Source organism: Stutzerimonas sp. VN223-3, from assembly GCF_045999685.1.
In the GTDB taxonomy this organism is placed as follows: Bacteria; Pseudomonadota; Gammaproteobacteria; order Pseudomonadales; family Pseudomonadaceae; genus Stutzerimonas; species Stutzerimonas stutzeri_AR.
In genome coordinates, this window is record NZ_RBEC01000003.1 from 515190 (window position 1) to 529805 (window position 14616).

A 14616-nucleotide genomic window follows, 5' to 3' on the forward strand; every position below is an offset into this window, starting at 1 on the left:
TTGGTCTACCCTGCTCTGCCGCCGACGCTTTCGCCGTGCGGCAAAGAACGAGAGCTGATTCAGGGCTCGCGCTTGAGCGCAGTCCAGCTACCGACACGGCGCGCACCCGAGAAGGCGTTGCGCGACAGGTAATAAAAGAACACCGGAATCCCAACGGCGTAACGTTTGAACAGGCGGCGCGGCTCGATGAGCATGCGAAACGCCCATTCCAGCCCGAACCGGCGGAAGAACATCGGCGCACGGGGAAAGCGCTGCGCCGAGAAGTCCAGAATGGCGCCACCGCAGATCAACAGCGCGCGGGTATCCATCGCTTTCTGCAAATGTAGCGCCACATGTTCCTGCTTGGGCATTCCCATCGCCAGCACGATGATCGGGAAGCGGCCTGGAACATGATGGTCCTGATAGAACTTCAGATAGTCCTCGGAACGCTTGAATCCATCAACCGCGTGGAACTTACGATCCCCGAACAGCCCGCGCGCGCCGTCGCTCAACCAGGGCTCGCGAGTGCCCATCGCAAATAACTCATAGCGATCTTCGGAGTCACCTACTAACTCTTCGATCATTTCAGGAATAAAGTCTGACCCGTTGAGGTTGGCCTTTGGATCGAGCCCGTTGAACAAGCAGGCCATCTTGATCCCGATACCGTCGCGCAGCAGATAGTTGACTTGCAGAAAACTGGCCAGAACGGATGGATGACGTTGCGCAATGTTGTAGCCGTGCTGATTGAGGAAGCCAAGAATGGTCGGCGATTCGCGCTTCTTCAGCTCAGATATAAAAGGGCCGGTATCAGTCTCATCCAGTAGTTTCAGCTTCCCTATCAAAGGATCCATCCTTCTGGCGAGGGGATTTTTCATAAATAGCTTCTCTGTCTGTAAATCAAAATCAAGTCGGTAAGGCTATGCGGGCAAGCCTGGTTCAGGCTGTGCGCACAGGGCGAAGGTCCGCTGAGAAAAAAACTGAACAATGTGTGCCTATGTCGGACAAACGAAGCAGTCGCACCAGCGACACCCTCCCAAAGAGTAAAAAGAGGCAGTGAGATGATAGGGACACGCAACGCTTCGAAACGGTCAAAAGGAATATTCCTCGGACTCGCACTTGTGCTCGGGAGTGCCGCAAGCGAGGCAGAAAATATTGATCTGGTCGGGCTGAATGTTGGTGGTGCCGCTTTTTCCGGCAATGTCATACCTGGAAAATATAAAACAAATTATTTCTTTCCCGCTCCAGGATACCTTTCGAAGTGGCGAGACAAGGGCATCAAGACCATTCGCTTTCCCATCATGTGGGAGCGTTTGCAGCACGAACTGAATGGCGAACTTGACGAAGACTATGCACAGTTGATCGAACAGACGCTGCAGCAAGCCGCCGACAATGACATGCGTGTCATCCTCGATATTCATAATTACGCACGTTACCGGAAACAGATAATCGGAACCGATGCAGTACCGATATCCGCTTATGAAGACTTGCTGGAGCGCATTGCCAAACGCTGGAAAGACCAAGACGGTCTCTACGCTTACGACATCATGAACGAGCCACACGGAGCTGACGAATACTGGCCGGCTGCAGCTCAGGCCGGTATCGATGCAATTAGAAAACACGATACGAAGCGGACCTTGTTCATCGAAGGCAACTTCTGGTCCAGCAGCTTTCTTTGGCCAAAATTCAATGATCCGCTGCTGCAATTGAAAGACCCCTCCGACAAATTGATTTTTTCCGCCCACCTGTACCTCGACAAACACAGTAGCGGACAATACAAGGAACCGCTTGAAGATGATTTCGACACCATGCTCGGTGTTAAAAGAGTCAAGCCTTTTATCGACTGGCTGATCAAGCATGACAAGCAAGGTCAGATCGGCGAGTTCGGTATCCCTGCCGATGAGCCGCGCCTGTTGGAAGCAATGGATAACCTGCTGGCCTACTTGCAGGACCACTGCGTTCCCATGACCTATTGGGCGGCTGGTTCGGCTTGGGGCAAGTACAAGTTATCCATCGAGCCGACAAAGGACGGTAAGAACCGCCCACAATGGGAAGTACTCAGCAAGTACATCAATAAAGGCGATTGCAGCCGCATCGGGCCAAATGGCTGAACGCTCGCCCCTCTCGCTCCGTATGGCCGCATATCTGACGCAGCCGATACGGAGCATTCAGCTTTTTGACGAGGGCGACGCCGACATCCATTTCGCCATTGTCGTCTTTGCCTTGCCGATCAGTTTCGCCTTCAGGCTATAGGCCTTCCTTAATGTATTGGCCTTGAGGTTGTATACCTGACCTGGCACATACATTTCGTTGGTCTCGATGCAGTACACCGGCTTGCCGCTGAGCTTCATGATCTCCACGGCCTGCTTGACCTCGCTCTCGACGAATAACCGCGTCAGCGGTTGTCTGGCATAAACCTCCGCCTTGAATTTGTGGTGAATGTTCAACCGGCGACGCTCTTCGGCAGTGGGAAGATCGAGCATATGCAGAGTTCCGTACTGCACACCATTGCGCTGGAGCCACGCTTCGGTTTCGGCACGGTATTTCTCTAGTCGGCTGGTCACCAGATGCGCGACCTTGACCGAGGGGATGAACAGCGGACGCGTGCAGCTGAGGAATTCCCTGTAGTTCGGACCGTCGTCGTTTTCCTCGATAGTCGGGTCAACACAGAGCACGCCGTCGATATCGAGGCAAGCCTGGGTCAGAAAAGGATGGTGCATGACATTCCATTCGAACACACGAGGCTGCTCGACGAGATCCAGGTACATATCCACATGGTGTCGATTGTGCCTTTCAGCGAATACCGCCATGGTCACGACATTACCCTCGTAGACAGCGCGGACCTGTTCCTCCGCGGCCCGCATCGACTTGGCTGAGGAAATGCTGTCATCCACCAGTAGAATCTTTTTTGCATCCCTTGGTTTGACCAGCTCGGCGTGCTTGTAAGTACGTGTACTGCCTTTTTTCAGATCATCGTTGCGCAGGAACGAATAGAGATCCGTCAACGGCAGGTTCTGCTTCAATGCGATGATGCTGGCCACCAACATCCCGCTTCGCGGTATGCCGACCACCAAGTCGACATCACTGGAAATCTTACCCGCACATTCTGTGCTGAGCCGCGATAGATCGTTAAGGCTTCGGTAATTCATCGAACACGCTCCTGCGCCCTGTTCTTTTAATGGTCCAGCCTAGATAGAAAAACCTGTCTATCCGTTAACGCCCTAAAGCCGAGCGTAACTGCTTGCTGTGCGTATGCATGTAATGCAACACATACAGGCCGAAAGCGTTCGGCTTGGAAAAGTTCAGAAAGCGCGTTCTGATATCCATATCTTCACGAATCGCCTCGAAGCGCCGTTTGTGCGACACACCGTTGGTATCGAATATGCACAATGGAAACGACAGTTGCATGACTTCACTCTGCAGATCCAACCCTTGCAGGAACTCGAGCAACAGGCAGTAATCTGCGGAGAGTTTGTAGTCGAGTCGGAATTCAAACTGCCGCAACCGTTCATTTTCGAAGTACATGGTCTGATGGCTGGCGGGCAGGCCCAGCGGCGCTCGCTCGATGGGCCGTGCCCTAGTTAGCTTCAAATTACCGGCGGATTCTTTTCGATAGAAGTCGCCATAAATAAACTTGGGCGCAACTGCCGGCTTCGTCAATGCAGCATTTATCTTCGCCAGCACATCAGGACCAGCAAGTGAGTCGCCACTATTAAGAAACAAGGTATAGCCTGGTGTCTCGATAGCACGAAGGCGACCCTTGTTCATCGCATCGTAGATACCCTTATCGGGTTCGATGGTTATTTCCGCCTGGCTATCGTTGAGATTATGCAGCCACTCGCCGCTGCCATCCTTGGATGCGCCATCGACGACAATCCAGCGGAAATTCCGATAAGTCTGATTGGCCAAGCTCTGATAGGTTTCCTTGAGGCCATCCAGATTATTCCAGTTTATAGTTACGATACTGAAACTGACCATAATTTACCTGCCCAAGATTTGCCGTAAGAGGGGTAGTTGCCGTTTGCAATTTGGCGTAATAAAGGAAAAATGCCGCGGCCATCCCATATATATCGCCGGAAAAAGTCAGCGCATTGGATAGCGCAATGTTCAGCATACTCACCACGAAAGATAGCTGCAGTGCCGCCAGCAGACTGCCCTTGTTCGAGCACTGCCGCATTATCCAGATGAAGCCACCATAGAAAATTAGTGCAGCGATCGGCGTGAGGAATCCGTAGCGATAGTAGACGCCAAATATTCCAACATCGGCGAGGTAGAAGTGCGAATTATAGATTCTCGTAAATCCGCCATTCCATTGCAGGGACAACGCACCCATGCCGAAATAGTTGTTTGCGCTGATGCTATCCAGAATGATCGAGACGGTCATGTCGCGCACGCCAGCTCCGGATGTCGCGTCGAATAGCAACGCTTCGAATCTTGCGAATTGCTCGTAATAAAACTCGGGCACCAGGAAATACGAAACCAGCAAGATCGTTACGCCGAGCACGCTCATCTTCATCAACGAGTCGATGCGCTTGCGGAAGATCCACATGCCGGCCAACGCCCAGACCAGCATGGTCTGCCGGGTCTGCATGACCAGCCATAGATAGGCCACAAGGTAGAGAAGAATCACCAACCGGCCAACGGTGACCCGATCCTTCATGCTGTACATCAACATGAACGCCGCGATCGTGACGAAGGGCGAGCCGATACGGAAGCGATTCGGCCGCAGCAGATCTTCGTATTGCGCCCAGTTGTCGACGGTAAAGGAAAACACGTCGTTCTGCGGGACGATCCCCAGGTAATAGGCAAAGCCCAAGGTTGCGCAGAACACAGCTATGTACAGGAAATATTTCGCCAGTTCTTCCTGGGTCGGAGCCGCCTTGATCAACAGAAACAGAGTCGGGAAAAACACCAGATATTGGAAGAAGCGACGCTCTTCGAGCAAGCCGTACGCAAGGGGCTGGCCAAAGTTGAGGTTGGCGAGCACTGCGGATATCACGGGCAGCATGGTGCCCATGAAAATGATCCAGAGACTGGTCTTGGACTGGTAGACCCACTTCCATGCGACGAATAGGCAGACTGTCGCTGCGACGACAAGAACCAAAAACAGCTCCTGGAGATACGGAATTCCTGCCCGCTTGTCGTCCGTCAGGAAGAAGCAGGTGGAGTTCAGCAACAGCAGCATGAACAGCAGATTCTTGTACGCCAGAACTTTCCTTAACAAGCGCTATCCCCAATATCCAGATTTGACGTGGCGAACATAGAACCGAGCCGGCATGGTTTTTTGACGACTCAGGGGAGACGGTTCACCCGCGGCGAGGAAACATGTGCCATGGATGGACAACTGCAGCGGCGAAAAAGTCCGCTGCTGCTCAGCCAAATGCGCCAGGTTCTTCACACGATGGCGTCTGCCGCTCGCCTGGCCGGTTTACGTCCACTTGCCAGACAGACCTGCACCGCGCAGGCAGCGGGACGCGGCGACCATGCTCAATGCCGCGCTTGGTGCTGGTTATCCACGAACCAGCGATAGGCATCGCGCAGGCCATCCTCCAGGCTGATGCTGGCTTGCCAGCCCAGCGCCTTGAGCCGGGAAACGTCCATCAGTTTGCGTGGCGTGCCGTCCGGCTTGCTGCTGTCGAAGGTCAGCTGCCCCTGGTACTCGGTGACTCGGGTGATGGTTTCGGCCAGTTCGCGAATGCTGCAGTCGACGCCGGTACCCACGTTGATGTGCGACAGCATCGGCTGGGTGTGCGCCCGGTAGGTTGCGTCATCCAGCTCCATCACATGCACGCTGGCAGCGGCCATGTCGTCTACATGGAGAAACTCGCGCTGCGGCTTGCCACTGCCCCAGATGACCACCTCGTCATCGCCCCGCTGGGCCGCTTCGTGGAAGCGCTTCAGCAACGCCGGCACCACGTGGCTGTTTTCCGGGTGGAAGTTGTCGTTAGGACCATAGAGGTTAGTGGGCATCACACTGCGATAGTCGCGGCCGTACTGGCGGTTGTAACTTTCGCAAAGTTTGATGCCGGCGATCTTGGCTACCGCGTACGGCTCGTTGGTCGGCTCTAGCACGCCGGTCACCAGGGCCTCTTCCTTCATCGGCTGTTCGGCGAATTTCGGATAGATGCAGGACGAGCCGAGGAACAACAGTTTCTGCACATCGTTGCAATGCGCCGCATGAATGATGTTCGCCTCGACCATCAGGTTCTGATAGATGAACTCGGCCGGATAGGTGTTGTTGGCATGGATACCGCCCACCTTGGCCGACGCCATGTAAACCTGATCTATCTTGTTCTCGGCGAAGAACGCATTCACCGCCGCCTGGTCGACGAGGTCCAGCTCTTCACGGCCACGCGTGATGATGTTGTCGTACCCCAGCGCATGCAGGCGGCGGACAATCGCAGAGCCAACCATTCCCCGGTGCCCCGCAACGAAAATACGTGCGTCACGATTCATATTCAGTTCTCCAACGTCACTGGGATGTCGAAGCCGTGCTCTTTCAGCAGAGCATGGCGCTGGGCGACTTTCAGGTCTTCGCGGACCATCTCGGCGCACATTTCCTGCACGCTGATCTCCGGCGTCCAGCCGAGCTTGTTCTTGGCCCGGCTCGGGTCACCGAGCAGGGTTTCCACTTCTGCCGGGCGGAAGTAACGCGGATCGATACGGACGATGACATCGCCTACCTTGAGCGCCGGTGCCTTGTCGCCTTCGATACTGGAGACGATGGCCCGTTCGTCCACACCACTACCTTCAAAGCTCAGCTGAACACCGAGCTCGGCGGCCGACCACTTGATGAACTCGCGCACCGAGTACTGCACACCGGTGGCGATGACGAAGTCTTCGGCCTGCTCCTGCTGCAGCATCATCCACTGCATACGCACGTAATCCTTCGCATGGCCCCAGTCACGCAGCGCATCGAGGTTGCCCATGTGCAGGCATTTCTCCAGTCCCTGGGCAATGTTCGCCAAGCCACGGGTGATCTTGCGGGTCACAAACGTCTCGCCGCGGCGCGGCGACTCGTGATTGAACAGAATGCCGTTGCAGGCGTACATGCCATAGGCCTCGCGGTAGTTGACCGTGATCCAGTAGGCGTACAGCTTGGCCACTGCGTAGGGCGAGCGCGGGTAGAACGGCGTGGTTTCCTTCTGCGGAATTTCCTGCACCAGACCATAGAGCTCGGAGGTGGAGGCCTGGTAGAAGCGCGTCTTCTTTTCCAGCCCCAGCAGGCGAATGGCTTCGAGGATGCGCAGCGTACCCATGCCGTCTACGTCAGCGGTGTACTCGGGCGACTCGAAGCTGACCGCGACATGCGACTGGGCTCCCAGGTTGTACACCTCGTCGGGCTGCACTTCCTGGATGATCCGGGTCAGGTTCGACGAATCGGTCAGATCACCATAGTGCAGAACGAAGTTCTGATCCTCGACATGATGGTCCTGATAGATATGGTCGACCCGCTGGGTATTGAACAGCGAAGCGCGGCGTTTGATGCCGTGCACCTCGTAGCCCTTTTCCAGCAGTAACTCGGCAAGGTAGGAACCGTCCTGGCCAGTAATGCCGGTGATCAGCGCGCGTTTCTTTTCCATTTCAGAGTACCTGTAGGTTCCAGATGACAAGGGTTGGTTTATGCATTGCCGGGCAGGCGCAACTGAGCGCCCTGCCCCACAGACAGCAAGTTCGGTTGATTGTTGGCCGCCGAGGTTAACGAGGCGTTACCGCGATACCCGGCGCGGACGGACGGACCGTTCATGCGAGCATTTCCTCGTACAGCGCCTGGTACTGCCGGGCGATGACCAGACTGTCGAAGGTGCTGGTGATCTTTTCCCGTGCGTTGAGCGCGAGTTGTGGATAGTCCGCCTCGCCGGTGACCCACTCGACACCTTCGGCGAGCCCCAGGGCCTCGAAGGGCGCGGCCTTATAGCCGTCGTGCTTGTGGGTCACGATGTCCTTCGGGCCGGTGGCGTCGAAGCACACCACCGGCGTCCCGCAGCCCATGGCCTCGGCCAGCGTTTTGCCGAATGCCTCCATCAGGCTCGGCGCGATGAACACATCCGCAGCCGAATACAGCAGGCGCAGCGAGATGCTGTCGTGCAGATAGCCGAACGAGGTGTAGTCGAAACCCAATCCATCGGCGATGGACTGGTCCAGCTTGCCGAAGAAGCACAGGTGATACTTGGCCGGGTCGAGGTGCTTGAGCATCTCGAGGTATTTGCCGAAGCCTTTGTAGGTGTCTTTGGCGCTAGTGCAGCCGGTAAGAATGATCTTCTTGTCGGTGTTCAGCCCCAACAGCTGGCGAGCCAGTTGCTTGTCGAGCGGGAAGAATTCATTGCTGTCGACGTTGTTATGAATGGTGCGCACGTCGAAATCGCGAAATAGCAGACTCCGCTTGGCCTGCTCGGTGACCCAGTCGCTGATGCCGATCATCTTCATCGACTCGGGCAGGTATTTGCGCTTGCGGTTCAGCACGAAGCGCGACAGGTCCTTGTCGGACGTACTGCCGAGCTGATCGCAGCTGCCGCACCCGGTAATGAATTTCTCGCAGCCCATGGCGTAATGGCAGCCACCAGTCATCGGCCACATGTCACGCATGGTCCAGACCACCGGCTTGCGCAGTTTGGCCAGGTGCTTCATATCGACGAAGCCACCGTTGACCCAGTGCAAATGCACAACGTCAGCCTCACGGCACTCGGCGCTGCCGGTGAAGTCGGCACCCATCACGCCGGCACTGAACATTCCCGACTGCCGCCCCCGATAAACGCTGGCGAACGCCTGATCGGCCTGGCTTCTAACGATGCTGATGATCTTGTCTTTCTTGCTGCGACTGACGGACACCACCGAAGTGTCACCATGGGTAACCTGGCTATTGGTGTAGACGAGCGAATCGACACCCAGCGAGCGCAGTCCCTGGTGCAGCCAGTAGGCGCCGCGAGCAGCGCCTCCGGTCAGTTCGCCGGCGACCAAGTGCAATACCTTCATATCAATCGAAACTCTCTTCGGTGTGCTGAAACGTCGAGTGCTGGGCCGCATACCACCTGCGCGAGGCGATAAGCACGATCACGATCAGCGACGAATAAATGACGATGCTGGCGACGGTAAAGGCCTGGACAGTGGCCAGCGCGTTGCCGATCAGAAGCGCACCGCCGAATAGCGAAAGCACACGCAAACTGGTGCTGAATATCTCGAACAGAAGGAAACGGCCTTGCAGAGACAGCGCCGGAACCGCGACTACACAGGGGCGTGAAACGAAGACCACATACTCGGCCAGGGCCAGCCAGCGGGCATATTCGCCTGCCACATGCCATTGCTCGCCAAACACAAAGGCAAACAGCCATGGCCCGAGAATCGCGACCAGCGCAAACGGAACCAGACCGACCAGCGCGAGAGCAGTGGTCGCCTTCAACAGCATCGCCGCAACTGGCTCCCGGTCGTGGATCGCGCGGCTGATACGTGGGTAATAGACGTCCGCTACCGACTTGCCGATGAGGTTGGTCGGCATGGTTAACGCCTGTTTGCACAAAGCAAAGAAACCAGCAGCGGCCGGGCCGAAATAGGCCGCGAGCACTAGCGTCGGTAGATGCTGCGAGACAGCATTGATCAGCATCACCGGGGCGCGAAACTTGGGAAAGTCGCTGTGCTTGCGGGCCAGCTCAAACATGCCAGGGCTATCCTGCCCCGCTTCGCCGGTGTGATTGTCCTCATGGGGTTTCGTTCGCAGCATCGCCAGCCCCAGCATTGCCGCGTGCAGGGCCTGCTGCAGAGCGGTGGTGCACACCAGTACCAGCGCAGAAGACTGCACCAGACCGGCGATGGTCCGCATCGAGTTGAACAGCAGCGAGTTCCCTACTGCAACGCTCGCCGTGATGCGGAAGCGCTGGGTGCGAAACAGCCATTGCTGACAGATTTCCAATGCCGCCCCGCAGAACATGACGAACGGGATGAGCATCAGGTACGGCTGGATGATCTGGATCTCCAGCGCCTCAGCCAGACGCCCGCCGAACAAATGCAGGGACAGGGCAACGACCACCGACAGCGTCAGTGCGATCGCCAACGCCAGACGCACCAGCCCACGCGCATCGCCATCGCGCTTGGGCAACACGATAGCGATGGGATAGGTCAGCGCAGCAACCGGAATCAGCATCATGGTGACGCTGAGAAAGGTGCCCAGAACGCCGTAGGCTTCCGGTCCATAGATGCGGGTGATCACCGGCATGAACGCCAGGGTGATCGCCTGCGCACCCGCGGTACCTGTCACTACGGTGACAATATTGCGCAGCAACTTGCTACGCATGCTTCCGTGCAACAGCGCTGCCAGCCTTTCCCTGAACAAGGAAGAGCCGTGCCGGGCGCTGGGCTGATCGATGGCGCTCACTCGATTCCCGCTCAGGCCTGAACCGGCTGACGGCCGACGCCGTAATAGCCGAAACCTTCGCGCTTGACCTGTTCGCGGTCGTACTGGTTACGTCCGTCAATGATCAGTGGGGTGTTCAGAAGACGCTTCAAGGCGCGGAAGTCCGGACGGCGGAACGGCTTCCATTCGGTCACCAGGCACAGTGCGTCGGCATCGATGGCGGCCTCGTACTGGCCTTCGACGATCTGCAAACGGCCATCGGCGAACCAGGCTTCCGGGAACTCGCTGCGGGCGGTCTCGCGGGCCACCGGATCGAAGGCGCGAACCTTGGCGCCGGCATTGATCAGGCTGTTGATCAGCACGATGCTCGGCGCCTCACGCATGTCATCGGTGCCGGGCTTGAACGCCAGCCCCCAGACGGCAAAGGTGCGACCGCTGAGATCGCCGTTGAAGTGCGTGGAAATCTTGTTGAACAGCGAGTGTTTCTGCTGATCGTTTCGAGCCTCGACGGCCTGTAGCAGCTTGGGCTCGAAGTCGTTCTGGTGGGCGATGTTGATCAGCGCCTTGATGTCCTTCGGGAAGCAGGAGCCACCGTAGCCGCAGCCGGCATAGATGAAGTGATAGCCGATGCGCTCGTCCGAGCCGATACCCAGGCGCACGTTCTCGACGTCGACGTCGAGGCGCTCGCAAAGGCTGGCGATCTCGTTCATGAAGGAGATCTTGGTCGCCAGCATGGCGTTGGCGGCGTACTTGGTCATTTCCGCGTCGCGAATGCCCATGAACATAGTGCGTGGGCGATTGCGGATAAAGGGCGCGTAGAGGGCGCTCATTACCTGGCGGGCGTGCTCGTTGTCGGCGCCGATGACGATGCGGTCCGGGTGCATGAAGTCGTTGACCGCAGCGCCTTCCTTGAGGAATTCCGGGTTCGACACGACAGAAAATTCGATGTCGACCCCACGGGCTTCGAGGCGCTCGGCCACCGCCGCACGAACCAGATCTGCCGTGCCCACCGGCACAGTGGACTTGTTCACGACAATCGCCGGGCCGGTCAGCGTATCACCGATCTGCCGCGCGACTTCCAGCACGTAGCGCAGGTCGGCCGAGCCGTCTTCACCGGGCGGCGTGCCGACGGCGATGAAGAACACTTCCGATTGTTCGACCGCCTCGCCCAGCGAAGTGGTGAAGTGCAGACGTCCGGACGCATGGTTCTCGGTGACGATTTCTTCGAGGCCAGGCTCGTAGATCGGCAGAATGCCCTGCTTCAGGTTGTCGATCTTGGTCTTGTCGACATCGACGCAGTAGACCGTGTTGCCCATTTCAGCGATGCAGGCACCGGTAACCAGCCCCACGTAGCCGCTTCCAACGACGGTGATGTTCATAGCAGGATCCTCGATTCAAAAACATTGATACAGGCGTGCCTCGGCGCGACCCTTTCGGTGGCCGGTGGCGCAATTCGCTTGCTGGGCAGACGTCCAAACCGGGCCAGGGCCGCACGCTGGCGGGACCTGACCGGGCGATGGATCGGCGAGGCGGGCTAGACCGTCTGCTCGCTGTATCCGTAATGGTCGTAGTAGCCACGGAACTGACCGTTCTTCTTGGCTTTTTCGATATCGACATGGTTGAGCACGACACCGGCAACCGGCGCGCTGCTGTTCTGCAGCTGACTCACACCCTTCTGTACATGTGGGATCAAGGTGCTGTCGGACTTGACCACGTAGATCACCGCGTCGGCGAGGGTCGACAACACGGCCGCATCGCTGACCGCCTGGCTCGGCGGCGAGTCGATGATGATTCGGTCATAACGGCCCTTGAGGACCTCAAGAAGTTTGGCGAAACGCGGCGAGGACAGCAGTTCCAGCGGGTTGGATGGCGCCGCACCGGCTGCGATCATGTCGACGTTACCGACCGTCTGGATGCACTCCTCGAGCTTGGCATTGCCACCGATCAGGTTCACCAGACCGGGTGCCCCCGGCTTGAGATCGAATGTTTTGTCCAGCGTCGCGCGGCGTAGGTCGGCGTCAATCAGCAGAACGCGATGCAACTGACCGACAGCGAACGCGAGGTTGGCCGAAACCGAACTCTTGCCCTCGCCCGGCGCGGTGGAGGTGATCACCAGTACCTGTCGCGGTTGACCGGCTTCGCTCAGCAGCAGGTTGGTACGAATGGTTCGCACGGCTTCGCAGAAGCGTTTGTCCCCGCTGCGCTCGAACAGGTGGCTGACTTCCTTGCGCAGCTTGCGCGGCACCTGCGGGACGATGCCCATCACCGGCAGGTTCAGCTTGGTCTCGACTTCTTCGGAACTCTTGAAGGTGTTGTCGAGAATTTCGCGGATGATCGCCTGCGCAATGCCGAGTACCAACGCCAGGAACAACGCCACCACCAGGATCAACTTGGTGTTCGGCGCGCTGGGCTCAGCCGGCGGAATGGCCGGGTCGACCACACGGGCATTGGTGGAACTCAGGTCCGAAGTCGCAGTGGTTTCCTGCAGGCGGGTCATAAAGGTGTCGTACAGCGCGCGGTCGCTTTCGACCTCGCGCTGCAGATCACGCACCTTGAATTCCTTGCGGGAAATGTCTTGGATGCGGTCCTTGTTCTCGTCGAACGAGGCGCGCAGCGAGTTCTCGTTGGCCACGGCCAGTTGATAGTTGCGCTCGATGCTCGCCACCACCTGCTCGACCTGCTGACGCAGACTGGCAGTTGCCGCGTTCAGATCGGAACGCGCGGAAACCATTCCAGGGTGGCGATCACCGTAGCGACGCGAGAGATCTTCGACGCGCGAACGGGCATGTGCCTGATCGGCCTTGAATTGCTGGATCAGTGGATGACCGAGCACCGCCGGTACGCTGGCCAGACGCTCCCAGCCCTGGCTACGCATGGACTCGACCTGACGGTACTGGCTTTCAGCCTCGGCACGCTCACGGCGGGCGTCGATCATCCGGTCGCCAGTCAGAGACAGCTCGTTGGCGCTGATGGTGCCGACGCCATCCAGATCGACCAATCCTTCGGCGTCCAGATAGGCCTGGAGGCGGTCTTCGGAGGCCTGTAGATTTTCCCGCAGGGAGACCAGACGGTCATTCATCCAGCTGGCAGCAGTCATCGACATGTCGACCTTCGCCTCCAACTGAGCCTCGATGTAAGCCTGGGCCAGTTGATTGGTGGCTTGCGCAGCGGTCAGGCGATCTGCCATGGAAACCGACAGATAGACCAGCTGGCTCTTGCCCTCGACCCAAACGGATGTACGCTCCATGAATACCTGAGTGGCGTAATCCATGATTTGCGCTTCGGTGAGCGGCTCGGGCTCGTCGCCGGTCAGCGTATCGACGATGCCAGCGAAATCGATCAGCGGGCCGGGCTGTTGGCGCGGATCGAACTCGGGATGCTCGGTCAGGTTCAGGTCACGTACCACACGCTCCGCGACGCCACGGCTCTGCATCAAGCTGAGCTGGGTCTGCAGGTATTCGCTGAGTTCGACAGGAGAATCGCTTGCAGGCTGGAACGACAGTACCGGCGTGCCCTTCGTCTCGATCAGCACCGATGCGACGGCTTTATAGATTGGCGTCATCCGCGACACCAGGATAACCATCAGCACGGCGACGATCCCTACCAGCAGGGCGATGCCCCACTTGCGCGACCAGATCGCATGCCAGATTTTTTTCATGTCTATGAAGTCGCTATCGACTGCGCCGACTGGGCGCTGCCATGGTCGGTCCGGGCGAACTGGGCTGTTCATCAAAAGAATCCTTCGTCGATGTTGATCGTATCGCCAGGACGGACCCGGGTATTCATAGTGGCTTCCTCTTCGGCGCGGCTACCTTCGGAGCCCCGCACAATGGTCATACGTTTGGTCGACGCACGCTCGGTCAGACCACCAGCCAAGGCGATTGCCCGGTCCAGGGTGAGCCCAGGCTGATAGGGATAACCGCCAGGCAGCTTGACCTCACCGGCAATGTAGAACTCGCGGTAACTGACCACCGACACAGATACACGGGGGTCGATCAGGTAACCATCCTTGAGCTTTTCCACCAGCAGGTTGCGTACTTCACCGGACGTTTTGCCGTCGGCGTCCACCTCGCCAATAAAGGGAAAGGTAAAAGTGCCGGCGTCGGTCAGGCGTATTTCTTCGAAGGACAGATCAGGCTCGCCATGAACGCTGACGCTGATCACATCGCCCGAGCCCAGCTGATATTGGGCGGCATTGGCACCGACGCTGAAAGCCAGCAGCAACAGCAGCGATAAGTATTTGAAGGTGTTCGGCATGAACATGGTCGGCTTCTCCTTAGGTACTGATTACGCTC

The 14616-nt window shown here is 57.7% G+C and carries 13 protein-coding genes; 1 reads left to right on the top strand and 12 read right to left on the bottom strand.

From position 1 onward, the window contains the following. Positions 1–59: 59 nt before the first annotated feature. Positions 60–854: a WecB/TagA/CpsF family glycosyltransferase gene (locus tag D7241_RS18295; RefSeq protein WP_408102718.1), complete on the bottom strand. Its 795-nt coding sequence runs from the start codon at positions 852–854 to the stop codon at positions 60–62. A gap of 183 nt (positions 855–1037) precedes the next feature. On the opposite strand from D7241_RS18295, the gene D7241_RS18300 reads away from it, so the two are divergent. Continuing rightward, positions 1038–2087, top strand: a complete 1050-nt coding sequence (locus D7241_RS18300; RefSeq protein ID WP_408102719.1) for a glycoside hydrolase family 5 protein — start codon at positions 1038–1040, stop codon at positions 2085–2087. A gap of 57 nt (positions 2088–2144) precedes the next feature. Here D7241_RS18300 and D7241_RS18305 read toward each other — a convergent pair whose 3' ends face one another. From D7241_RS18305 to D7241_RS18355, 11 genes are all read right to left on the bottom strand, one after another. After that, positions 2145–3125, bottom strand: a complete 981-nt coding sequence (locus tag D7241_RS18305) for a phosphoribosyltransferase family protein (RefSeq protein WP_408102720.1) — start codon at positions 3123–3125, stop codon at positions 2145–2147. A 64-nt stretch (positions 3126–3189) separates the two neighbouring features. Beyond that, entirely contained in the window at positions 3190–3885 is a 696-nt protein-coding gene (locus D7241_RS18310) for a glycosyltransferase (protein ID WP_408102721.1), read from the bottom strand. 31 nt (positions 3886–3916) lie between these two features. Further along, positions 3917–5200: a hypothetical protein gene (locus D7241_RS18315; protein WP_408102722.1), complete on the bottom strand. Its 1284-nt coding sequence runs from the start codon at positions 5198–5200 to the stop codon at positions 3917–3919. Between the two features lie 263 nt (positions 5201–5463). Continuing rightward, complete coding sequence (locus tag D7241_RS18320; RefSeq protein WP_408102723.1) at positions 5464–6432, bottom strand: GDP-L-fucose synthase family protein; 969 nt, start codon at positions 6430–6432, stop codon at positions 5464–5466. A gap of 2 nt (positions 6433–6434) precedes the next feature. After that, positions 6435–7559, bottom strand: coding sequence for a GDP-mannose 4,6-dehydratase (gmd, locus tag D7241_RS18325; protein WP_408102724.1), 1125 nt, complete (start codon positions 7557–7559; stop codon positions 6435–6437). A gap of 38 nt (positions 7560–7597) precedes the next feature. Beyond that, positions 7598–7723, bottom strand: a complete 126-nt coding sequence (locus tag D7241_RS18330) for a hypothetical protein (protein WP_255981624.1) — start codon at positions 7721–7723, stop codon at positions 7598–7600. After that, positions 7720–8949 (bottom strand): glycosyltransferase family 4 protein, encoded by a 1230-nt coding sequence (locus D7241_RS18335; RefSeq protein ID WP_408102725.1) that lies wholly within the window; start codon positions 8947–8949, stop codon positions 7720–7722. The genes D7241_RS18330 and D7241_RS18335 overlap by 4 nt, the downstream gene beginning before the upstream one ends. Position 8950: 1 nt before the next feature. Further along, a complete protein-coding gene (locus tag D7241_RS18340; RefSeq protein ID WP_408102726.1) occupies positions 8951–10261 on the bottom strand; it encodes a lipopolysaccharide biosynthesis protein in 1311 nt (436 codons plus the stop codon). Positions 10262–10353: 92 nt separating this feature from the next. Then, on the bottom strand, positions 10354–11700 hold the full coding sequence (locus tag D7241_RS18345; protein WP_408102727.1) for a UDP-glucose dehydrogenase family protein: 1347 nt from the start codon (positions 11698–11700) through the stop codon (positions 10354–10356). Between the two features lie 155 nt (positions 11701–11855). Then, complete coding sequence (locus D7241_RS18350; protein WP_408102728.1) at positions 11856–14051, bottom strand: GumC family protein; 2196 nt, start codon at positions 14049–14051, stop codon at positions 11856–11858. Then, positions 14051–14584: a polysaccharide biosynthesis/export family protein gene (locus D7241_RS18355; RefSeq protein WP_408102729.1), complete on the bottom strand. Its 534-nt coding sequence runs from the start codon at positions 14582–14584 to the stop codon at positions 14051–14053. Before D7241_RS18355 ends, D7241_RS18350 begins: the two co-directional genes overlap by 1 nt. Between the last annotated feature and the right edge of the window lie 32 nt (positions 14585–14616).

Coding starts and splice junctions, on each gene's coding strand:
- D7241_RS18300 (WP_408102719.1), top strand. CDS start 1,038: ATGATAGGGACACGCAACGCTTCGAAACGGTCAAAAGGAATATTCCTC.
- D7241_RS18320 (WP_408102723.1), bottom strand. CDS start 6,432: ATGAATCGTGACGCACGTATTTTCGTTGCGGGGCACCGGGGAATGGTT.
- gmd (WP_408102724.1), bottom strand. CDS start 7,559: ATGGAAAAGAAACGCGCGCTGATCACCGGCATTACTGGCCAGGACGGT.
- D7241_RS18295 (WP_408102718.1), bottom strand. CDS start 854: ATGAAAAATCCCCTCGCCAGAAGGATGGATCCTTTGATAGGGAAGCTG.
- D7241_RS18330 (WP_255981624.1), bottom strand. CDS start 7,723: ATGAACGGTCCGTCCGTCCGCGCCGGGTATCGCGGTAACGCCTCGTTA.
- D7241_RS18305 (WP_408102720.1), bottom strand. CDS start 3,125: ATGAATTACCGAAGCCTTAACGATCTATCGCGGCTCAGCACAGAATGT.
- D7241_RS18340 (WP_408102726.1), bottom strand. CDS start 10,261: ATGCGTAGCAAGTTGCTGCGCAATATTGTCACCGTAGTGACAGGTACC.
- D7241_RS18335 (WP_408102725.1), bottom strand. CDS start 8,949: ATGAAGGTATTGCACTTGGTCGCCGGCGAACTGACCGGAGGCGCTGCT.
- D7241_RS18345 (WP_408102727.1), bottom strand. CDS start 11,700: ATGAACATCACCGTCGTTGGAAGCGGCTACGTGGGGCTGGTTACCGGT.
- D7241_RS18355 (WP_408102729.1), bottom strand. CDS start 14,584: ATGTTCATGCCGAACACCTTCAAATACTTATCGCTGCTGTTGCTGCTG.
- D7241_RS18350 (WP_408102728.1), bottom strand. CDS start 14,051: ATGAACAGCCCAGTTCGCCCGGACCGACCATGGCAGCGCCCAGTCGGC.